This window comes from Sphaerisporangium sp. NPDC049002, assembly GCF_040649355.1.
In the GTDB taxonomy this organism is placed as follows: domain Bacteria; phylum Actinomycetota; class Actinomycetes; order Streptosporangiales; family Streptosporangiaceae; genus Sphaerisporangium.
Genome location: NZ_JBEZFH010000135.1, coordinates 1 through 20344, shown reverse-complemented (window position 1 = coordinate 20344; position 20344 = coordinate 1). Strand labels below are relative to the sequence as shown.

Here is a 20344-nt window from a genome sequence, read left to right as displayed (position 1 = left end):
TGCTCGCCGGGGACATCGGGGCGGGCTCCACGCAGGTGATCCTCGGCGTGCTGCTGTGGACCGACCACCTGCGCGTTCGCAGGCCTCCTTGGCCACCGGGTGAAGCGCGGTGGTGGCCCAGCGGAACACGGTCTGGCCTTCCTGGTGGAGGAAGGAGTCGCGGTCCTTGACGATGATCGCGTCGGACTTGTCGCCCGCGCTGCCCCAGACGACGGGGCCGATGCCCGGCGTGTCCGAGGGCCCGACCACGGCCGCCCCCGCGCCGTCGGCGAAGATCACGCAGGTGGCCCTGTCGGTCCAGTCGACCCACTGGGAGAGCTTCTCGGTGCCGATGACGAGCACGTTGGTCGCGGACCCGGCGAGCACGGCGTCGCCCGCCGCCGCCAGGGCGTAACAGAAGCCGGCGCAGGCGGCGTTGACGTCGAAGGCGCCGGGCGCCTCGATGCCGAGCCGGTGCGCGACGCGGGCGGCCGCGTTGGGGATCTGTGCCTCAAGGGTGCAGGTGGCGACGACGACCAGGTCGATGTCGCTCGCCGACAGCCCGCTCGCCGCCAGCGCCTTGCCGCCCGCCTGCACGGCGAGGTCGACGTCGGACTCCTCGGGCCCCGCCACGCGGCGCTCCTTGATGCCGACCCGGCTCTGGATCCACGCGTCGTTGGTGTCGATGGTCTTGGCCAGGTCGTCGTTGGTGACGACCCCGGCCGGCTGGTAGCCGCCGAACGCGAGCACCTTGGCGCCCGGGGCGCCCCGCATGATCCTCACTGGGCGGTCTCCTTGCTGATCACGGCGCGGGCTGCCGCGAGGTCGTCGGGGGTCTTGAGGGGGACCGTCTCGATGCCGCGGAGCGCTCGCTTGGCGAGGCCGGTGAGCGTGCCTCCCGGCAGCAGCTCGATCATGGCGGTCACGCCGAGATCGGCCATCGTGGCCATGCATCGGTCCCACCTGACCGGGCGCCCGACCTGGTCGATCAGCCGCTGGACGAACTCGGCGCCGGTGGCGACCGCCGCCCCGTCGGCGTTGGACAGCAGGGTCACGCGCGGGTCGCCCGGCGTGACGCCGGCCGCCTCGGCGCGCAGGTGCTCGACCGCGGAGGCCATGTGGTGGGTGTGGAACGCTCCGGCGACCGAGAGCGGGATCAGCCGGGCACGGGCCGGGGGGTCGGCCTTGAAGGCCGAAAGCTGGGCCACCGTGCCCGCGGCGACGATCTGCCCGGCCCCGTTGATGTTGGCGGGGGTGAGGCCGTGACGCTCGATAGCGCCGAGCACCTCGTCCTCGGCGCCGCCGAGGACGGCGGTCATGCCGGTCTCGGTGACCGACGCGGCCTTGGCCATCGCCTGGCCTCGCTCGCGGACCAGGCCGATGGCCTGCTCCGGGGTGAGCACTCCGGCCAGGGCACCCGCGGTGAACTCGCCGACGCTGTGACCGGCGACCACGCCGGGGACGCCGGACGGCCCGTCGTCGAGCAGGACCTCGGCGACGGCGAGGCCGGCGGCTACCAGCAGTGGCTGCGCGACCGCGGTGTCCCGGATCTCGTCGGCCTCGGCGGTGGTCCCGTAGGAGATCAGATCGAGACCGGCGACATCCGACCACCCTGACAGCCGGTCACGGAGACCGGGGATCTCGAGCCACGGGGACAGGAAGCCTGGAGCCTGGGCACCTTGGCCGGGAGCGACGATGACGAGCACAAAATCCACCATGCCCTGTAGGAGTTCACCACACTGCTAATGATCCGTACGAACTTTGTCGGGGGGTCTTTGTAGGAAACCTCCAGTGGAGGTTTCCGGCCCATTACCGAACCCCGGTTAGGTTACGGTCGCCCGCGACAGCCTGCCGAGGATCAGACCGACCTGCAACGTGAAGGCGGACCTTCCCTCGGTCGGCACGTAGCCGGTCAGCTCTGTGATCTTCTTCAGACGGTAACGCACCGTGTTCGGATGGACGAACAACAGACGGGCCGTGGCTTCCAAAGATGTGCCCTGCTCCAGGTAGGTCGCCAGTGTATCGAGCAGGGGCGTGCCCTCCAGCGGCTTGTAGACGTTCTCGATCAACTGGGCGCGGGCGTCGTCGTCGCCGTCGATCGCCCGCTCGGCCAGCAGGTCCTCGGCGAGCACCGGCCGGGGCGCGTCGGGCCACCCCGTGGCAGCGCGCAGGCCCGCCGTGGCGGCCCGCGCCGACATGGCCGCCGCGTGCAGGTCGGGGACCTCCGGGCCGATGACGATCGGGCCGGGCCCGAAGCGCGGCACCACGTGCCTGGCGGCGTCCTTGATGCTGTCGGCGCCCCCCACGATGACGATCAGGCGGTCGCCCTGCACGCCGGCCAGCAGGTCCTGCCCGAGACGGCGGCCCTTGTCGCGCATGCCGTCGATGACCGTCTGGGGATCGGCGTCGGGGGCGTGCCCGGCCAGCACCACCACAGGGGAGGACGTCCAGCCGAGCGCCGCGGCCCAGGAGTGCAGCCCGTCGTCCACCTCGCCGCGGACCAGCGCGTCCACGATGAGCGCCTCAAGGCGCGCGTCCCAGGCGCCGCGCACCTCGGCCTCGCGGGCGTAGACGTGCGCGGCGGCGAACGCCACGTCGCGGGTGTAGCGGAGCATCGCCTGCCGGAGCAGTTCCTCGCCGCCTGGCGCCGCCAGCTCCTGGACCTCGGCCTCCACCACCTCGACGACGACGCGCACGAGGTCCACCGTCTGCTGAAGGGACACCGAGCGTTTCAGCTCGCGGGGGGCGGTGCCGAAGATCTCGATGCTGGGGGTCGGCCTGCCCTCGTCGGCGTGCTGGAACCACTCGACGAAGGCGGCGATGCCGGCCTGGGCCACCAGCCCCACCCAGGAGCGGTCCTCGGCCGACAGCGCGCGGTACCAGGGCAGGCGATCGTCCATCCGGGTCATCGCCGCGGTGCCGAGACTTCCCATCGCGCGTTCGAGGCGCCGCGCGGTGTCCTCACGTACCCGGTCGTTCACATCCCTAGGGTGCCAGGTCAACGCGAGTGCGACAGCCGTACGGGACGTGGTGGTGCGCTATATCACCGCGACCGCGGTGATGAGCCCGATCGCGAGATGGGTCACGGCGAGCAGGACGGCGCCGGGCTGGAGGGCCGGTTCGGCCACCAGCTGGCGGACCGAGATGCCCGCGACGCGGTCGAACAGGAGCATCCCGAGGGTCTGCACGGCGATGCCCACCAGACCGAACACCAGCGTGGCGAGCAGGCCCTCCTGGAGCACCCCGCCGGAGGACCAGATGGAGGCCGCGACGATCAGGCCGACGGCCGCCAGCCCGGAGGCGGTGAGCAGCGTGGCGTTGGGGTTGCGGTCCGTCTGGATGATCTTGCTGAGGCGGCCCGGGGTGGCCATGTCGATCACGTAGAAGCCGGCGACCAGCAGCAGGACGCCCAGCACCGCGTACGCGAGGATGGCGAGGGCCCCTCGTCCGAGCGCCTCTCCCAGCGAGTCTGCGAGCGCGATGATCATGTGTTTCTCCTAGCGCGTATGGGGTGGGGACACCGGCTCAGGGGATGATGCGGTGAGGGACGAAGGAGGAGGAGTCATCGGTGATCAGACCGGAGGTCTCCCTGATGCCGAGCCCGGCGGCCTCGTCCCCGACGACCCACGCGCCCAGCACGGGGCGCCAGCCGCCGAAGTCGGGCAGCGCGTGGAACTCCTGGTAGACGTAGCCCTCGGCGCCGTAGCCGCCCTCGGTCCGCTCGGTGCCCCCGGGCGTCACGATGCTCATGCTCGCGCCCTCCCGGCCGAGCAGCGGCTTCACGATGTGGGCGGGCAGGTCGCGGGGGCCGTCGAGGTAGGCGGGGAGCAGGTTCGGATGACCGGGGTACATCTCCCACAGCACCGCCAGCAGCGCCTTGTTGGAGAGCAGCATCTTCCACAGCGGCTCGATCCACGTCATGGAGATCTGCTGCCTGACCGCCTGCGGCCCGAAGGGGTCGGCGACCGCCCACTCCCACGGGTAGAGCTTGCACAGCGTACGGATGACCCGCTGCTCCATGTCGACGAAGCGCAGGCTCCGGGAGTCCCACCCGATGTCCTCCATGGCGACCGCGACGGTGGTCAGGCCCGCCTGCTCGGCGGTCTCCTGCAGGTACCCGAGCGTCATCACCTCTTCGCCGGTCTCGTCCATGTTCGTCCATGCGAAGTGCGCCGGGCCGCTCTGGAGCGGAAGCTCCTTCCACCGGTCGACCAGGCGTTCGTGGAGGGAGTTCCACTGGTCGCCGCCGGGGTGGACGTCCTTGAGCCAGAACCACTGGACCAGCGAGCTCTCGACGAGGCTGGTCGGGGTGTCGGCGTTGTATTCGAGCAGCTTGGCGGGCCCGGTCCCGTCGTAGCGCAGGTCGAAGCGGCCGTACACGTGCGGGTCGCCGCGCCGCCATGACGCCTCGACCTCGGGCACGGCCCAGGCGGGGATCGCGAAGTCGGCGTAGCGGTCGTGGGCGATCACGTGGCGGACCGCTTCCAGGCACATGCCGTGCAGCTCCTCGACCTGGCTCTCCAGGTCGAGGACCTCCCGCATGGTGAAGGTGTAGTGCACGCTCTCGTCCCAGTACGGGCGGGTCAGGTGTACCGGATGCGCGGAGCGGTGGTAGGCCAGCCCCTGCGATTCGATGATCTCTTCCCAGCCGTCCCGGGGCGTGGACTCCTCTCGCCGCACGTCAGCCCCTTCCCCGGCCGTGCCGCAGGGGGCTCAACTGCCGCCCGACCCTCGGCCGCCGAAGCCGCCCCGCTGGATGACCGTGCCCGACCGGGCGCTGATGTGCGCGTCCGACGGCCGGACGGTCGTGCCGCGAAGGACGCGCCCGGCCGCGCGGGAGCCCCCGTAGTACCAGCCGTAGGCGCCGTGCGAGCCGTGATAGCTTCCGCCGTGGTCGTCGTCGCACCTGTCGTCGTCCACGACCTGGTACGACCCGTCGGGCTGGCGGCTGCCGAGATCCACGCAGTCGGCGGTGACCTGATCGGCGGAGGTGCCCTGGGCGGCGCAGAATCCGATGACCAGAGTCGAGAGCAGGCCCATGGTCCCGAGGACGATCGCGCTGGACGACCAGCCCTCGTCCGGTGGCTTGCCCCGCTGGGCCGCCGCCCCCTGTGACAGCGGGTGGATCGGCAGGACAGGGTCCGGTTTGGGGTCGGCCATTGAATTCCATCTCTCGAAAAGTCAGCACAGCGTACCGTTTGGACCGATCAACGGGAGAATCGGAACTGAAGTTTCCGAATGGGCCGGATATCGCGATCTCGGTGCGTGGGAGCCGGCATCCCGGCAGGCGGGAGCGTCCGGCCGGCGGCGAGATCGGCGCACGGGAGAATGTCGCCCCCGCCGGGTAGATTCGCGGTTGTGGAACCGGTCGAAGCGCTGAAGAGGATCGCCTTTCTCCTGGAGCGGGCGGGCGAGCCGACCTACCGGGTGCGCGCCTTCCGCGGCGCCGCGTCCACCGTCGAGGGCATCTCGCGCGATGAGCTCTCACGGCTCGCGCGGTCGGGAGGCCTGTCCGACCTGAAGGGCATCGGCAAGGTCACCGCCCTGGCGATCACCGAGGCGCTGGACGGCGCGATCCCCACCTACCTGCGCCGCCTTGAGGACACGGCCGGTCTCGACCTCGACGAGGAGACCGCCGCCCTGCGCGCCGCGCTCAGGGGCGACCTGCACAGCCATTCCGACTGGTCCGACGGCGGGTCGCCCATCGAGGAGATGGCCGTGGCGGCGCGCGACCTCGGCCACGACTACCTCGCCATGACCGACCACTCGCCGCGCCTGACCGTGGCACGCGGCCTGTCCCCGGCCCGGCTGCGCGAGCAGCTCGACGTCATCGCCGCCCTGAACGACAAGCTGGCGCCGTTCCGCGTCCTGACGGGCATCGAGGTCGACATCCTGCCGGACGGGTCGCTCGACCAGGAGCCCGAGCTTCTCGATCGGCTCGACGTGGTGGTCGCCAGCGTTCACTCCAAGCTGAGGATGGACGCCGGCGACATGACCCGCCGGATGGTCACGGCCATCGCCGACCCGCGTGTCGACGTGCTCGGCCACTGCACCGGGCGCGTCGTCCGCGCCGGCGGCAGGCGAGGCGGGCTCAGGCCCGAGTCGGCGTTCGACGCCGAGATCGTCTTCGAGGCGTGCCGGCGGTTCGGGGTCGCGGTCGAGATCAACTCCCGTCCCGACCGGCTCGACCCGCCCAAGCGGCTGCTGCGGCTGGCGTACGAGATGGGATGCGTGTTCTCGATCGACTCCGACGCGCACGCTCCCGGCCAGCTCGAATGGCAGCACTTCGGGTGCGAGCGGGCCGCGCGGTGCGGCGTCGAGGCCGCCCGCGTGATCGACACCTGGTCCCTCGGCGACCTGCTCGACTGGACGACCGCGTAGGCGCCGGCGGGCGCGCCGACGACAGGGCGCCGTCGCGAGGCGGGCCAAATGTCGGTGCCCCGGCGTAGGTTCGGGACGTGAACCGTACCGATCGGCTCAACGCTCTGGTCCAGGAGCTGCGCGCGATCTCCCCCCGGTGCCGGTCCGCACGCGAGCTGAGCGCGCGATTAGGGGTGAGCGTCCGCACGGTCGAGCGCGACATCTCGGCCCTCCAGCGATGGGGGGTGCCCATCCGCGCCGATCCGGGCGAGCACGGGGGCTACGCCTTCGCCGAGGCCGGGCCGCCGCCCCCGCTTGCCCCCGCCCCCGCCGAGGCCGGGCCGCCGCCCCCGCTCGACCCCGCCCCCACCCCCGCCGAGGCCGAGGCCGGCACGCGGATCGATGCCGACGCCGATGCCGATGCCGTCCTGGACGCGAGGGCGGCGGTCGCCCGGGTGATCGCCGGCGCGCTGCGACAACGCCGGGTGCTGCGCATCGTGTACGAAGACCGCTCGGGTGTCACCACCGAGCGCGATGTCGAGCCCGGCGTGTTCATCGGCGGGCGCGGCGGCTTCTGGTACCTGGTGGGCTGGTGCCGGCTCAGGGAGGACGTCCGGGTGTTCCGGCTCGACCGCGTCATCGCCGCCGCGCTCACCGGCGAGCCGGCCAAGGCACGCCGGCAGCTCGACGAGTACGCCCCGGACATCCCCGATCTGATCGCCCGCGACTCCGCCCTCGGCTGAGGTCCCCAGCCCGCTTCCAGGGCGCGTCTGGGCACCAGAGCGTTCCCGAGGGCCGCCGGACAGGCAGAAGGCCCGCCACATGGTCGTGTGGCGGGCCCTGGGAGGGGTGGGTCACTGGCCGGGCGGCCGGTTCCCGAGCTGGCGGCGGAGCTCGTTCAGCTCACGCTCCAGATCGGCGACCTGCGGCTGCTGCTGCCCGTGCTGGCCCTGCTGGGGCTGTCCCTGCGGGCCGTGCTGGGCCGGGTAGCCCCCGTTGTGCTGAGGCGTCTGGTAGCCCTGCTGCCCGCCACCCGCCGGGTTGTACGGGAGCGCGGCCTGCTGCTGTTGCTGGGCCCACGGCGGCGGGGGGACGGCGCCACCGTACCCCTGCTGGGGCGGGTACGACGCGGGCACGGCCTGCTTGCGGCGCTTGCTGAGCGAGGTCACGAGCACCACGACGATGATGAGGCCGATGACCACGCCTCCGCCGATCAGGAGCCACGGCAGCATCGCCGACGGTGCCTCGTCCTTGCCCGAGGAGATCGCCTGCTGGCTGTCGCTGATGTACTTGGCGACGTAGGGGTGGTTGGGGAAGAGCGCCTGCACCTCGCGGAACTTCGGCAGCGCCTGCGAGTAGTAGTGCCGGAAGTAGTCGTCGAGCGCCTCGTTGTACCGGGTCGAGGTGAGCCCCTGCGACGGCTTGATGTTCTTCTCGTTGAGCTTCTCCTTGATGATGCTCACCGGAAGGACGAACGTCTGGGTCTCGGTGTTCTCGCCGCCGTCGGTCACCGAGCCGGCGATCAGCATGCCGATGACCTTGCCGTTCTTGCTGAAGACCGGGCCTCCGGAGTTGCCGTGGTAGGCCGGGGCCTGGGTCTGGATGTACGGCACGCCGGTCTGGGTGGCGCGCTTGGCGTTGTACGGACCCTCGGTCAGGGCCGGGTCCAGCTTGGACTCCAGGCTGAAGAACGGGGTGTTGGTCACCAGGCCGGGGAAGCCGCTGATGTACAGCGTGTCACCGATCTGCACGTCCCCGTCGTCGCCCAGGGGCACGGTCGGCAGGTTCTGCTGGCCGTTGACCTTGAGCAGGGCGAAGTCCTTGCCGGGGTAGCTCTCGCCGACCGACACCAGCTCGGCGGGCACGGGCTTGGCCGTCTTGTCGACGCCGCCGCCGGGCAGGCTCTGCACGACCGCCAGGCTCTTCTCCAGCCCCTGGATCTGCAGGTGGGTGCTGTTGAAGTTGACGTAGATCTGCGTCGCCAGCTTCAGGATCTCCTCGTCGGTCTGGTAGTCGCCGAGGCTCTGCAGGGCCGTCTGGGCGTCCTCCTTGTTGAACTTCCCGAGCGCCTGCTCGGCGAAGAGCTGGCCGAGCTGCTCGTCGGGGGTCTCGACGCAGTGGGCGCCGGTCACCATGTAGCCGTCCGGCGTCACCCACCAGCCGGTGCACAGCCCGCCGACCTCGGCGTCCGCGGTCCGGTTGGGACCCGCGGCGCGCAGGTAGGTGTCGGGGCTGGCGGCCATGTGCTCGAAGACGAACTTCAACTTGCTGCGCTCGTCATCCGCGATCTTGCCGGAGGACGCGGCATCACGGGCCTGCTGACCCAGTGCCGCAAGGGCCGAATCCTTGGTCTCGGGAGTGGGGACGACCACCTGACCGCTGTAGGTCAGGCTGGTCAGCTGGACCGCGGGGTTGGCCTGGGCGGCCAGACGGGTTCCCACGGGCACGTTGGGTTCGCCATCGGCAGTGGCGGGCGCGGCCACGGCCGTCATGCTCATGGCGATCGACGCCGAGGCGGCGACCATCGTGAGCCTTTTCCTGATGTTTCCGTTCACGTTGCCAATCGTGAAACACACGGCTTGTCCATGGCTTGTGACTGACTTGGCGCGCGGCTCCAGCGGGACTTGGTCACGAAACAGGCCCCCGCGCGTGGTCGCGCGGGGGCCTGCCGGCCGGCAGTGAGGAGGTCAGACCCCCATGGACTGCGTCTCGTTGCTCTCCGGGGTCGGCTGCGCGACGACCTCGGTGACGCCGTTCTTGAGGTGGTAGCGCGAGATGGCCTCACGCAGGGCCTCCTGCTTGATCTCGCCGCGCTTGGCCAGCTCGGTCAGCACGGCCAGGGTGATCGACGCGGCGTCCACGTGGAAGTGGCGGCGCAGCGCCGAACGGGTGTCCGACAGGCCGAAGCCGTCGGTGCCGAGCGACGACCAGTCGCCGGGCACCCAGCGCGAGATCTGGTCGGGCACGGCCCTCATGTAGTCGCTGACGCCCACGAACGGGCCGGGCACGTCGGTCAGCACCTGGGTGACGTAGGGCACGCGCTGCTCGGACTCGGGGTTGAGCAGGTTGTGCTCCTCGCAGTCGAGCGCGTCCCTGCGGAGCTCGGTCCACGAGGGCGCCGACCACACCTCGGCCGCCACACCCCACTCTTCGGCCAGCAGGCGCTGCGCCTCAAGGGCCCAGCGGCCGGCCACGCCGGAGGCGAGGATGTTCGCCCGGGGACCCTCGATGTCGGGGGCCTCCGCGAACCGGTAGAGACCCTTGAGCACCCCTTGGACGTCGAGGTTCTCGGGCTCGGCCGGCTGCGGATAGGGCTCGTTGTAGACGGTGAGGTAGTAGAAGATGTCCTCGGGCTGTTCGCCGTACATGCGCCGCAGGCCGTCCTGGACGATGTGCGCGATCTCGAAGGCCCATGCCGGGTCGTACGACACGGCGGCGGGGTTCGTCGAGGCGATCAGCGGCGTGTGGCCGTCCTCGTGCTGGAGGCCCTCGCCGTTGAGCGTGGTGCGCCCGGCCGTGGCCCCGAGCAGGAAGCCCCGGCCCATCTGGTCGCCGAGCTGCCACATCTGGTCGGCGGTGCGCTGGAACCCGAACATCGAGTAGAAGATGTAGACCGGGATCATGTTCACGCCGTGCGTGGCGTACGCCGACCCCGCCGCGATCACCGAGCCCATGGAGCCCGCCTCGCTGATGCCCTCGTGCAGGATCTGGCCCTCGGCCGACTCCTTGTAGGACAGCAGCAGGTTGCGGTCGACCGCGTCGTAGGTCTGCCCGTGGGGGGAGTAGATCTTGGCGGTCGGGAACATCGCGTCGACGCCGAAGGTGCGGGCCTCGTCGGGGATGACCGGCACGAACCTCGCGCCGATCTCCTTGTCGCGCATGAGGTCCTTGAGCAGGCGGACGAACGCCATCGTCGTGGCGACGTTCTGCTTGCCCGAGCCCTTCTTCAGGTCGGCGTAGACCTTGTCGCCGGGGAGCTTGAGCGCCTTGGCCCGCGTCACGCGCTTTGGCAGGTAGCCGCCGAGCGCCGCGCGGCGCTCGCGCATGTACGCGATCTCCTCGTCGTTCTCGCCCGGGTGGAAGTACGGCGGCAGGTCGCCCTCAAGGTCCTTGTCGGGGATCGGGAGGTAGAGCCGGTCGCGGAACTCCTTGAGCTCGGCCTTGCTCATCTTCTTCATCTGGTGCGTGGCGTTGCGCGCCTCGAAGTCCTTGCCCAGGGTCCATCCCTTGATGGTCTGGGCGAGGATCACGGTGGGCTGGCCGACGTGCTCGCGAGCCGCCTTGAACGCCGCGTACACCTTGCGGTAGTCGTGGCCGCCGCGCGACAGCTTGCGGATGTCGTCGTCGGACAGGTGCTCGACCATCTTGCGCAGCCGGGGGTCGTCACCGAAGAAGTTCTCCCGGATGTACTCACCGGTCTCGACGGAGTAGGTCTGGAACTGTCCGTCGGGGGTGGTGTTCATCTTGTTGACGAGCACGCCGTCGACGTCGGCGGCCAGGAGCTGGTCCCACTCGCGGCCCCAGACCACCTTGATGACGTTCCAGCCGGCGCCGCGGAAGTACGACTCCAGCTCCTGGATGATCTTGCCGTTTCCGCGCACCGGCCCGTCGAGCCGCTGCAGGTTGCAGTTGATGACGAAGGTGAGGTTGTCGAGCTCCTCGCGGGAGGCGAGGCCGATCGCGCCCAGCGACTCGGGCTCGTCCATCTCACCGTCGCCGAGGAAGCACCAGACGTGGCTGCGGCTGGTGTCCTTGACCTTGCGGTTGAGCAGGTAGCGGTTGAACCGCGCCTGGTAGATCGCACCGATCGCCCCGAGGCCCATGGAGACCGTGGGGAACTCCCAGAAGTCGGGCATCAGGCGCGGGTGCGGATATGAGGGCAGGCCCTTGAACCCGAGGGACAGCTCCTGGCGGAAGGCGTCGAGCTGCGACTCGCTCAGTCGTCCTTCCAGGAACGCCCGGGCGTAGATGCCGGGGGCGGCGTGGCCCTGGATGAAGACCTGGTCACCCGACTCACCGTGGTCCTTGCCGCGGAAGAAGTGGTTGAAGCCCACTTCGTACAGCGACGCGGCCGAGGCGTAGGTGGCGATGTGGCCACCGACGTTGGTGCGGGCGTTGGCCCGGGTCACCATCACCGCGGCGTTCCACCGGGTGTAGGCCCTGATGCGCCGTTCGACGTACTCGTCGCCCGGGAACCACGGCTCGCGCTCCGGCGGGATGGTGTTGATGTAGTCGGTGCTCCGCAGTCCGGGCACCCCCACCTGATGCTCTCTCGCACGCTCTAGCAGGCGCAGCATCAGGTAACGGGCTCGGCTACGACCCTCCGTCTTCACGACGGTGTCAAGCGACTCGAGCCACTCCTGGGTCTCGCTGGGGTCGACATCAGGCAGCTGGCTGGGTAGGCCGTCGCTGATGATCGAGAAACGCTGGCGTCCGGAAGCCACTGGGTCTCGCCTTCCGAGGATGGACTGGTAAGCCTCTTCTTCGATGTCTAGGTCGTCTTCCATCCTGGCCGCTTACTCCGGAAAGTGCATCTCTACCGTCCGGTAACCAAGATGTCCCTGCTGGCAGGGGCACAACTGTGGCCTAGACCACCGATGGTAGGACGATTCTCCCAGCAAGCAACAATTGGCACCAAACCGGGGGTTCGTCCCTGCCCCGAACTGGGGGGTCGTCAGGGGGCCCGCTTCCCCCCTGCCTCCCCCGTGAGGGTGGCTCCCAACCGCCTGGACGTGGACGTATCCGCTCGCCCGCGACTCCTGGGGCCGAGGTGTCCCTAGTAAAGAGGGCGAGGACCGGGGTCTCGCCCCCTCGGCCCCCTTCGGCCGCCTCGGGAGTCCGGGGCCTCGCGGCCGGTCATGGCCGGGTAACGTTTCGGTGTTGTTTTCCCCTCCCTCTGCCGGGGGAGGCCCTCCTCCCCTTTTCGCCGGGCGCGAGCCGTACGACCCTGGTAGGGGACCCTGAAGAAGGAGGGATCGACGTGTACGCGACCATAGGCGACCGGCTCCTGGTCCACGGAACCACCGTGGGCGACAGGGATCGGCCCGGCTTGATCATCGAGGTGCGCGGACCCGACGGATGCCCGCCGTACGTCGTTCGCTTCGACGACGGGCACACCGGATTGGTGTTTCCCGGTCCGGACGCGATTGTCGTCCCAGTTCAGCGGGGATCATAAGATCCGTTAAGTGAAATCGCAGACGTTCGAGGTGAGCACGGGAACCAGGGAACGGGTGCACGACATCACCCGGCGGTGCGAGGAGTTCGCGCGGTCGTGCGGGGGAGACGGGCTGCTTCACGTGTTCGTCCCCCACGCGACGGCGGGGGTGGCGCTGATGGAGCTGGGCTCCGGGAGCGACGAAGATCTTCTCAGTCTGCTGAGCGACCTGCTGCCGGCCGACGAGCGGTGGCGGCACGCCCACGGCTCGCGCGGTCATGGCAGGTCACACGTGATGCCGGCGTTCATCCCGCCGCACGCGACGATTCCGGTGCTGGACGGGCGGCTGGCGCTGGGGACATGGCAGTCAGTCGCTATCGTCGACCTTAACGTCGACAACTCGGAACGGCGTGTTCGTTTGTCGTTTTTGTCCGAATAGCAGATAACGGTGCGGGTCACCGGTCGTGGCGACCGTTGACGACGATGGGTCACAGCGTGTGGACTGTGCCGAAGCGGCCTCGCAGGGGCCGGTAAACCGCATAGGGCGGGGCCATCCAAGCAGGAGGGATAAACGTGAGCGCGACCGCGGGTCAGGCGCAGGGCGAGCGCGGCCTGGCCGAGCGACTCGGTCTGAAGCCGGGTCAGGTGGTGCAGGAGATCGGCTGGGATGAGGACTCCGATGAGGAGCTTCGCCAGTCGATCGAGGAGCTGACCGGCAACGAACTGGTCGATGAGGACTCCGAAGAGGTCATCGATGTCGTGCTGCTGTGGTGGCGCGATGGGGATGGCGACCTGTTCGACGCCTTGAGTGATGCGATGGCCGGACTGGCCGACGGCGGTCAGATCTGGCTGCTGACTCCCAAGGTGGGACGGGAAGGTCACGTCGAGCCCAGCGACATCGGGGAGGACGCCACCACGGCCGGTCTCTCCCAGACCAGCAGCGTCAGCGCGGCCCGCGATTGGTCGGGTACGCGGCTGGTCGCTCCCAAGGGCCGCCGCTAGGTAGAGCTCTTCGATTCGCTTCCCCTGCCGTACGGCTGACACAGGCCGTACGGCAGGATGATGTGCGCTCGCGGTCATCCGTTCATCTTCTGGGCACTTTCCGCGGGGAAAGGACTGGCATGGCAGTCGAGGTGGGCGACAAGGCCCCGGACTTCGAGCTGAAGGACCAGCACGGCACGCCGGTGAGGATCGCCGACCTCCGGGGGAGGCGAGTGGTGCTCATCTTCTACCCGCTCGCCTTCAGCGGCATCTGCCACGGCGAGCTGTGCGCGATCCGTGACGAGTTCGTCGCCTCGGCGCCGGAGGACGTCCAGGTGCTGACCGTGTCGGTCGACTCGGTGTTCACCCACCGGGCCTGGGCCGACCAGGAGGGCTTCACCTTCCCGCTGCTCTCCGATTTCTGGCCGCATGGCGAAGTAGCGCGAACGTACGGTGTCTTCGATGACGAGAGGGGTCTCGCGCTTCGTGGCACCTTCGTCATCGACGGCGAGGGCGTGGTTCGGTGGAAGGCAGTGAACCCGATCCCCTCGGCGCGCGACATCTCCGAGTACCACAAGGTGCTTGAGGAAATCTCCAGGTGATGTGCGCCGGGCGATGACCTGGCGAAGACGAAGGCGGTGGCGACGATGCCCTGCTATCGGTGCGGGGTCCGGCAGACGGACCCGGTGCGTGGCGCGAGCCCGTGGCGGCGAGGGGTTCGCCGTGAAGCACAGGTGCTCATCTGCCCGGCTTGCCAGCGTGAGCACGATCTCGATCTCGACCACTGCGGATCATGCGGCTCCACCATGCTGATCTGCAGGCTGGGGGAGGTGGAGTGCCGGTCCTGCGGTTCGGTACGGCTCGCGCACTCCTCGGAGTCCTCGCTGGTGAAGGCCGGGGCGCCGGGTCTGTCGGAGGAGGTCGAGGCCGCACTGAGCCGCGTCCTGGGAAGGCACCCCGCCTCCTGACCTTGCGATATGACCCATTTAGTAATCTTTGCCGCCTTTTTCCGGTTTTGACTCATGCGCGCTTATGGGCAAAACTGCGCGGGAATGCGCAACACGCCCCGGTGCCTGCCACGGCCGGCCCTGCCGTGAAGATCGTGAAAGAGGGGAAGAACTCGGTGTACGAGTCCAGCCACTTGAGTTCCCCCACCGGCCCGGGGGCGGACGCGTGAGCGCCGTCAAGGCGGGCTCCTATGTCGTCGCCCTCGACGTCGGCGGCACCGCCATGAAGGGCGGCCTTGTCGGTTCCACGGGCGAGGTGCTGCTGACCGACAAGCGCGCGACCCCTCGTGCCGAGGGCCCCCTGCGCGTGGTCGAGGCGATAAGCGCCTTCATCGACGACCTCGCCGAGGCAGGCCAGGGCAGCCCGTCCGGCGTCGGCCTCGCCGTACCCGGCCTGGTCACCTCCGGCACGGCCGTCTACTCGGCCAACATCGGCTGGAAGGACGTCCCCGCCGCCGACTTCACCTCGCTGGAGGTACCGATCCGGCTGGGCCACGACGTACGGACGGGTGGGCTCGCCGAACGCGTCCTCGGCGCCGGCCGCGCCGAGCCGGACTTCCTGTTCCTCCCCATCGGTACGGGAATCGCCGGAGCCATGATCATCGCCGGCGAGCCGTACGGCGGATCCGCCGGATGGGGTGGCGAGATCGGGCACATCCCGGTCTTCCCCGACGGCGAACGCTGCGCCTGCGGCCAGGTCGGCTGCCTGGAGACCTACGCCTCCGCCGCCTCGGTGGCCCGCCGCTACGGCGAACGCCGCAGCCGCGCCGCCTCCGTAGGCGGCCTCAGCGCCCCGTCCTCCAGCGGCTCCGGCAGGCCGATCGCCCCTGGCGGCACCGGCATGGAGCCCGCCGCTGGCGGATTCGGCAGGCCGATCGCTCCTGGCGGTGCCGGCATGGAGGCCGTCGCCGGCGGCTCCGGCACGGTCGTCGCCTCCGCGGAGGACGTCGTGGCCCTGGCCATGCGCGGCGACCCGGACGCCTCCACCGTCTGGGACGAGGCCCTGGAGGCCCTGTCCCTCGCCCTCGCCTCCTACACGCTCCTTCTGGACCCGTCGTCGATCGTCATCGGCGGAGGCCTCGCCGAAGCGGGCCCGGCGCTGTTCGAGCCGCTGGCCGAACGGCTCGAAAGCAGGCTCACCTTCCGGGCGGCCCCTCCGCTGAGGCGGGCCGCCCTCGGGATGAGCGCGGGCATGCTCGGCGCGGCCCTCCTGGGCTGGCAGGCCGCCGGCATCCCCGACGCGGGAGCCACTTGGGCCCTGGATGTGCTCAGGTCGCCTTCTGTACCGTAAGGTGTAGCCCGTCCGCGCTCCGCGAGGGGCGTCCGGGGCGCTTAGCTCAGCGGTAGAGCACTCGCCTTACAAGCGAGGGGTCACTGGTTCGAACCCAGTAGCGCCCACCAGCGAAAACAGCCCATCCCTGATCTTCGGAACGGGGTGTGAGTGTCTAACTGAGTGACTAACCCTCAGGGGCACGACGGGGGAAGATCAGGTCCATGGCCGTCGCCCCTTCCTGCATCACCGGGCGGAGCTGCTTCCGGTAGACCGTCTCGGTCACCACTGTGTTGCTGTGCCCCACCAGGCGGGAGATGTTCTCCAATGGGATGCCGGAGTCGGAGAGCAGAGACACGAAGCTGTGCCGTGTCTCACGCGGTGTCCACTCCTTGGGGTTGAGTCCTGCTTTCTCGATCACCTTGCGGAAGACACGCCGTACGTTGTGCGCGTCCAGCTCCGTGCCGACTTGCGAGGCGAACACGAGATCGCTCTCCTGCCATTTGCTGCCCGCCGCCTCACGGGCGACCTCCTGACGCTCCTTATGCGCACGGAGTGCGTCCACGCAGCGAGCGGGCATCGCCAGTGTGCGACGAGACTTCCTGGTCTTGGTGTCCCCGTTGAGGCGCACCGAGCGCCAGACCATGATGTGCGGCGGTATGGCGGGAGTGACGTCGGGCTTGCCGTCCAGGTCCACATGTGACCAGGTGAGCGCCCGTAGCTCCTCGGTGCGAGCGCCGATGAGCAGGGACAGCACGAGGTAGGCATGAATCGACGTTCCCTCAGCGGCTGTGAGCACGGCTTCCGCCTGATCGAGCGTGAGTGCCTTGGACGGACGACCGGCCCGCCCTTCCGGGACCTCGCAGAGCGCGACCACGTTACGGCGTACCTTGTCGCGCTTCTGGGCGTTGCTGACGGCACGGTTCATGATCCCGTGGAGGATCTTGAGTGAGCGTGTGCTCAGCGTCGACGACTTCGAGGCGAGCCATTTGTCCACGTCCTCGGCGGTCAGCTCCCGGAGCTTCCGCGCGCCCAGCTCCGGAATGATGTGGGTCTGCGCGTACATCGTGTACATCTCGATCGTTGTGTCGGCGCGACCGCTCAGGCCGTAGGTGAGCCAGTACTTCACGGCCTCTGCCAGGGTGTAGCCGGCCGGGACCGACGCAAGCCCGGCCTCGTGATCGCGAATGATCTCCTTGAGCTTCTCCCTGGCCTCGGTCTTGGTCTTGCCGCTGGCCTTCTTCGTGATCCGCTTGCCGCGTGCGTCGAAGCCGAGGCTGGCGGTCGCGATCCAGCGTTGACGCGCCTCGTCCCAGTGCAGGCCACCATCTCCGCGGCTGCGTCGTGCGGTCATGATGCGGCCCTCGCTTCCTGTTCGAGGAGTGCGATGTAGTCGGCGATGGCCGAGGCGGGGATCAGCCGGGTACGGCCTTGGGTGACGGAGCGAAGCCGCCCGATCCTGATCTGCTCGTAGATCACGGTGCGGCTCATGCTGAGCAGGTGCATGGCGTCGCTGACGCGATAGAGCCGCTTGCCGTCGCTTCGGTCGACTCGCATCATTCGGCCGCCCGCTGGGCCGCGTTCGTTCGGGCGCTCTGGATGCTGTGCCGGATCTGCTCGGCCAAGATCGCCTCGCCGGGGGAGTGACCGCTGCCGGCGAATCGCCAGTGCCCGAGCACGAGCGTTGAGCCATCCCCGAGTGCGGGAAGCCCGTTGCGCTCGCGAGCTTCAGCCGCGCGGTGGTCGGCCCGAACCTGGCGAAGCGTGCCCATGGTGGTGGAGTAGCGACGCGACTTGGTGGCAAAGTGCCCACGAAAGCCCAGCATGTGCGCCCAAGGACGCAACCTCAGATGCGCGAACTCCGGCCGTGCTCCCAGCTCCCAGCAGGTGCGGATCATGCGCCGGGCATGCTCGGTCACCGGAAGCAGATCCAACAGAAGGCCAGGCTTCAGCCCGGTGCCCTGACAGCGCGCGCACGAGGCAGCCGGACCGAGCCGACCTTTGCCTCGGCAGACCGAGCAGGACAGACGATGATCGACGGTGCCCGACGCCTCAGCACCCTTGGTGGCGTACTTGGAAATGTAACCGGCCACCGCTTGCTCGCTCACCCCGTCCAGCGAGGCGCTGAGCAGGATGGGCCGGATGTCGAGCTGATCGCCCCAGACCAGCCGCCGCCCGCCAAGCTCGCTCTTGGCAGAGGTCACCTCCACGCGCCGGACCGCCGCCGGGATGGCCCCCACCAAGAGGCCGTGATCGGCCCAGTCCGGGGGAAGGTCGGTGCCGCCCTCGGGACCATCCAGCCGGACGACGGCGTGAAAGTGGACCAGGCCGCGCCGCTGATACTCGGCGACCTTGGCGAAGGAGACCTGGACCAGCTTGCCGAACGCCCGGCGGCTCATCCCCGCCTGCTTGGCAAGCTCGCGCCGCACTTCGAGAGTGAACCGGTGCCACAACACGCCCGCGTGCGCCTGCCACAGCACCGCGCCCACATAGTCGTAACACCCCTCGCAGATCGGTTGCCCGAGCTCGGCATCCTGGGGCTCATGCCGTATGTGGCAGCCGACTGGCTGCCCGTGCTCACAAACCCTGCAGCGAGCACGCGGCCGGCAGGGCCGCGCCGTCCCGTTGTGCTCGCGCCGGCTGTGGACCGGACCGAAGGAGGGGGCGGTCAAGGTCAGGAACACCCGAGGATGCATACTGACCTGCTCAGGGATGCCCTTACCGCCGGACAGGCCCGCGCGGATCAGCTGGAAGGTGTCGGCCCGATAGAGCTCCGAGCAGGCCGCACAGACCGAGGCGCGCCGGTTGCCGCAGGGAACCAGCAGATGCCCTGAGGGTTCGTCAGCGGTTCGGTAGGAGTGCAGGACCTCACCGGTAGCCGTAGCGACGATGTGCGACTCGCCGGCCAGATGTACTGGGTTGGCGCACCCGCCGGTTGGGGCGACCATCGCGCGCCATCGCTCGTAGCCGGACGCGTTGATCACGTCTGTGAGATCGACCAGCCATTCCGGGTGCTGGCTGGCGGTGGGTCGGTCTTCCTCCTTCTCATTCATGGGGACCTCCTTCGCCTCGGTTCCGACATGCCCGGACACGTGCTACGTCTGGGCCTACATCGACATGGTAGCCAACACGTGCTACGTCTTGTAAAGAGGGAATGAAGGACGGGAGAGCGAATGATCGAGGAGAAGGGCACCGCCCGATGGCGGGAGATCACCGGCTTCCTGCGAACCGACATCTTGCAAGGCCACTACCAGCCCGGACAGGCACTCCCCGGCGAAGCTTTCATGGCGGACGAGTACGCCACCTCACGACCCACCATCCGCAAAGCCATCGCGCAACTCGTCAGCGAAGGCCTGCTCACCGTCGCCCATGGACGAGGAACCTTCGTTCGAGCCCGACCTGACCGTCGATTGATCACCTTCGGTAGCTCACCAGCAGAAGACCTACTCAGCCCTGCCTACGACCCCGCCGCACAAGGCTGGGAACACGTCACCGTGCCCAGTGACATCGAACGCGGTAACAAGCTGCCCCACAATCAACCAGCTCCCATGACCGCCGAAGGCGAAGACGCCGAAGTCCTGGGCATTCGCCGTGGCCGGGTTGTGGTCTACCGCTACGCCTACTGGCAGCACGCCAAGACTCGTCACCGCATACACCTGGACTCTTACGTCATCGCAGACCACATCGGCACAGTGAAAGGCGAAGGCGCCGACCGAGACATAGACCTGCACGTCGAGCCGGACAACTACTACGCCCACCTGGAGGCCACCCACGGTCCCCTCCGCTGGGCCACCTCGGTCTACACCCGCATGCCCTACGGCGACACGTACGCTGACCTGTCCATGGAGCCGGTAGGAACACCCCTCCTGATCATCAGACGCGTCACCCTTAGCCACGACGGCCGGCCACTCGAATTCACCGAGATCGAGGCACCCGGCGACCGCTTCGAGGCCTCAGCCATCACCAGCGACATCGGCCAGACAGACGGCCACGTCGCTCTCCGCGTGTAGTGGGCTCAGATTTTCTTTACTGATTTAAAGGCGGTCCGCTTCGCGGCCCGCCGCGCGCCTGGCGGTCGCCGCCCGCGCTGCGGCTCTCCGGCCGGTCGCGGCCGGCGCCGCCGTGCGCGCCATCGGCCACGAGAGGAGCGCCTTTGCCACTCATAGTCCGTCAAGCGACCGCTCAATCCAGGCGCGCCAGCAGCGTCACAGCCTCTGTGACATGCTTGGCCTCGTGATCGGCTTGCGCGCCGTCCGCGACCAGCCCATCGGGGTTGACCCACACCGTACGCAGTCCAGCCGCGCGGCCACCGCCCACGTCCTTGACCAGGCTGTCACCGACCATCCACCCACCATCGGCCAGGGAAGCCCCGCACCGGCCCGCAGCGATCTCAAACAGCCGTCGATCCGGTTTGCGGATCCCCTCAGAGGCCGAGCATGCCCATCCATCGACCACCTCAGCCAACCCGCTGCACTTGATCTTTCCGAGCTGATTGTCCCCCTCCCTGCCAAAATAGACAGAGGTAGCAAACAGGTATAAAACTCTGTGTCGAGGGTGGGTAAGGAGACATCCGTTCGTGGGAGCAAGCAAGCC

General features: G+C 69.0%; 21 protein-coding genes and 1 tRNA gene. 10 read left to right on the top strand and 12 right to left on the bottom strand.

What is annotated here, in order from left to right; genetic code table 11:
• The 6 genes from AB0B89_RS24300 to AB0B89_RS24275 all read right to left on the bottom strand — a co-directional run.
• The coding region (locus AB0B89_RS24300) for a beta-ketoacyl-ACP synthase 3 (protein ID WP_358557010.1) at nt 1–753 on the bottom strand (753 nt) is incomplete at its 3' end.
• A gap of 5 nt (nt 754–758) precedes the next feature.
• Complete coding sequence (locus AB0B89_RS24295) at nt 759–1685, bottom strand: ACP S-malonyltransferase (RefSeq protein WP_358557007.1); 927 nt, start codon at nt 1683–1685, stop codon at nt 759–761.
• A 117-nt stretch (nt 1686–1802) separates the two neighbouring features.
• Nucleotides 1803–2912, bottom strand: a complete 1110-nt coding sequence (locus AB0B89_RS24290) for a helix-turn-helix domain-containing protein (RefSeq protein WP_358557004.1) — start codon at nt 2910–2912, stop codon at nt 1803–1805.
• A 105-nt stretch (nt 2913–3017) separates the two neighbouring features.
• Nucleotides 3018–3467, bottom strand: coding sequence for a DUF350 domain-containing protein (locus AB0B89_RS24285; RefSeq protein ID WP_358556999.1), 450 nt, complete (start codon nt 3465–3467; stop codon nt 3018–3020).
• Nucleotides 3468–3504: 37 nt separating this feature from the next.
• Nucleotides 3505–4659, bottom strand: coding sequence for a glutathionylspermidine synthase family protein (locus tag AB0B89_RS24280; RefSeq protein WP_358556996.1), 1155 nt, complete (start codon nt 4657–4659; stop codon nt 3505–3507).
• Between the two features lie 33 nt (nt 4660–4692).
• Nucleotides 4693–5139, bottom strand: a complete 447-nt coding sequence (locus AB0B89_RS24275) for a hypothetical protein (RefSeq protein WP_358556993.1) — start codon at nt 5137–5139, stop codon at nt 4693–4695.
• A 198-nt stretch (nt 5140–5337) separates the two neighbouring features.
• Here AB0B89_RS24275 and AB0B89_RS24270 point away from each other — a divergent pair, with 198 nt between their 5' ends.
• Together AB0B89_RS24270 and AB0B89_RS24265 are read left to right on the top strand one after the other, a co-directional pair.
• On the top strand, nt 5338–6360 hold the full coding sequence (locus AB0B89_RS24270) for a PHP domain-containing protein (protein ID WP_358556990.1): 1023 nt from the start codon (nt 5338–5340) through the stop codon (nt 6358–6360).
• 77 nt (nt 6361–6437) lie between these two features.
• Nucleotides 6438–7082, top strand: coding sequence for a WYL domain-containing protein (locus AB0B89_RS24265; protein ID WP_358556987.1), 645 nt, complete (start codon nt 6438–6440; stop codon nt 7080–7082).
• Between the two features lie 111 nt (nt 7083–7193).
• Here the strand turns inward: AB0B89_RS24265 and AB0B89_RS24260 are convergent, their stop codons facing one another.
• Nucleotides 7194–8894, bottom strand: a complete 1701-nt coding sequence (locus AB0B89_RS24260) for a serine protease (RefSeq protein WP_358556985.1) — start codon at nt 8892–8894, stop codon at nt 7194–7196.
• A 132-nt stretch (nt 8895–9026) separates the two neighbouring features.
• Entirely contained in the window at nt 9027–11783 is a 2757-nt protein-coding gene (gene aceE, locus AB0B89_RS24255) for a pyruvate dehydrogenase (acetyl-transferring), homodimeric type (RefSeq protein ID WP_358556982.1), read from the bottom strand.
• Nucleotides 11784–12109: 326 nt separating this feature from the next.
• Between aceE and AB0B89_RS24250 the strand changes: the two genes are divergently transcribed.
• The 7 genes from AB0B89_RS24250 to AB0B89_RS24220 all read left to right on the top strand — a co-directional run bounded on the left by AB0B89_RS24250 (nt 12110) and on the right by AB0B89_RS24220 (nt 15882).
• Entirely contained in the window at nt 12110–12514 is a 405-nt protein-coding gene (locus tag AB0B89_RS24250) for a DUF1918 domain-containing protein (protein ID WP_358556979.1), read from the top strand.
• 10 nt (nt 12515–12524) lie between these two features.
• Nucleotides 12525–12932: a secondary thiamine-phosphate synthase enzyme YjbQ gene (locus AB0B89_RS24245; protein WP_358556976.1), complete on the top strand. Its 408-nt coding sequence runs from the start codon at nt 12525–12527 to the stop codon at nt 12930–12932.
• Between the two features lie 134 nt (nt 12933–13066).
• Nucleotides 13067–13495, top strand: coding sequence for a DUF3052 domain-containing protein (locus AB0B89_RS24240; protein WP_358556973.1), 429 nt, complete (start codon nt 13067–13069; stop codon nt 13493–13495).
• Between the two features lie 119 nt (nt 13496–13614).
• Complete coding sequence (locus AB0B89_RS24235) at nt 13615–14076, top strand: peroxiredoxin (RefSeq protein ID WP_358556970.1); 462 nt, start codon at nt 13615–13617, stop codon at nt 14074–14076.
• Between the two features lie 132 nt (nt 14077–14208).
• Nucleotides 14209–14442, top strand: coding sequence for a hypothetical protein (locus tag AB0B89_RS24230; RefSeq protein WP_358556968.1), 234 nt, complete (start codon nt 14209–14211; stop codon nt 14440–14442).
• A 205-nt stretch (nt 14443–14647) separates the two neighbouring features.
• On the top strand, nt 14648–15772 hold the full coding sequence (locus AB0B89_RS24225) for an ROK family protein (RefSeq protein ID WP_358556965.1): 1125 nt from the start codon (nt 14648–14650) through the stop codon (nt 15770–15772).
• A gap of 35 nt (nt 15773–15807) precedes the next feature.
• Nucleotides 15808–15882 (top strand) — tRNA-Val (locus tag AB0B89_RS24220).
• Nucleotides 15883–15938: 56 nt separating this feature from the next.
• Here AB0B89_RS24220 and AB0B89_RS24215 read toward each other — a convergent pair.
• From AB0B89_RS24215 to AB0B89_RS24205, 3 genes are read right to left on the bottom strand one after another with little or no spacing between them, the layout of a single operon-like run.
• On the bottom strand, nt 15939–17105 hold the full coding sequence (locus AB0B89_RS24215) for a site-specific integrase (RefSeq protein WP_358556962.1): 1167 nt from the start codon (nt 17103–17105) through the stop codon (nt 15939–15941).
• Nucleotides 17102–17308 (bottom strand): helix-turn-helix domain-containing protein, encoded by a 207-nt coding sequence (locus AB0B89_RS24210; protein WP_358556959.1) that lies wholly within the window; start codon nt 17306–17308, stop codon nt 17102–17104. The genes AB0B89_RS24215 and AB0B89_RS24210 overlap by 4 nt, the downstream gene beginning before the upstream one ends.
• Nucleotides 17308–18804 carry a replication initiator gene (locus tag AB0B89_RS24205; protein ID WP_358556956.1) on the bottom strand — a complete coding sequence of 499 codons (1497 nt, stop codon included), beginning with the start codon at nt 18802–18804 and terminating at the stop codon, nt 17308–17310. Before AB0B89_RS24205 ends, AB0B89_RS24210 begins: the two co-directional genes overlap by 1 nt.
• Before the next feature lie 120 nt (nt 18805–18924).
• On the opposite strand from AB0B89_RS24205, the gene AB0B89_RS24200 reads away from it, so the two are divergent.
• Nucleotides 18925–19761, top strand: a complete 837-nt coding sequence (locus AB0B89_RS24200; protein ID WP_358556953.1) for a GntR family transcriptional regulator — start codon at nt 18925–18927, stop codon at nt 19759–19761.
• Nucleotides 19762–19933: 172 nt separating this feature from the next.
• Here the strand turns inward: AB0B89_RS24200 and AB0B89_RS24195 are convergent, their stop codons facing one another.
• Entirely contained in the window at nt 19934–20206 is a 273-nt protein-coding gene (locus AB0B89_RS24195; protein WP_358557001.1) for an HAD hydrolase-like protein, read from the bottom strand.
• Nucleotides 20207–20344 lie beyond the last annotated feature (138 nt).

Coding starts and splice junctions, on each gene's coding strand:
- AB0B89_RS24290 (WP_358557004.1), bottom strand. CDS start 2,912: ATGGGAAGTCTCGGCACCGCGGCGATGACCCGGATGGACGATCGCCTG.
- AB0B89_RS24285 (WP_358556999.1), bottom strand. CDS start 3,467: ATGATCATCGCGCTCGCAGACTCGCTGGGAGAGGCGCTCGGACGAGGG.
- AB0B89_RS24275 (WP_358556993.1), bottom strand. CDS start 5,139: ATGGCCGACCCCAAACCGGACCCTGTCCTGCCGATCCACCCGCTGTCA.
- AB0B89_RS24235 (WP_358556970.1), top strand. CDS start 13,615: ATGGCAGTCGAGGTGGGCGACAAGGCCCCGGACTTCGAGCTGAAGGAC.
- AB0B89_RS24215 (WP_358556962.1), bottom strand. CDS start 17,105: ATGACCGCACGACGCAGCCGCGGAGATGGTGGCCTGCACTGGGACGAG.
- AB0B89_RS24210 (WP_358556959.1), bottom strand. CDS start 17,308: ATGCGAGTCGACCGAAGCGACGGCAAGCGGCTCTATCGCGTCAGCGAC.
- AB0B89_RS24205 (WP_358556956.1), bottom strand. CDS start 18,804: ATGAATGAGAAGGAGGAAGACCGACCCACCGCCAGCCAGCACCCGGAA.
- AB0B89_RS24200 (WP_358556953.1), top strand. CDS start 18,925: ATGATCGAGGAGAAGGGCACCGCCCGATGGCGGGAGATCACCGGCTTC.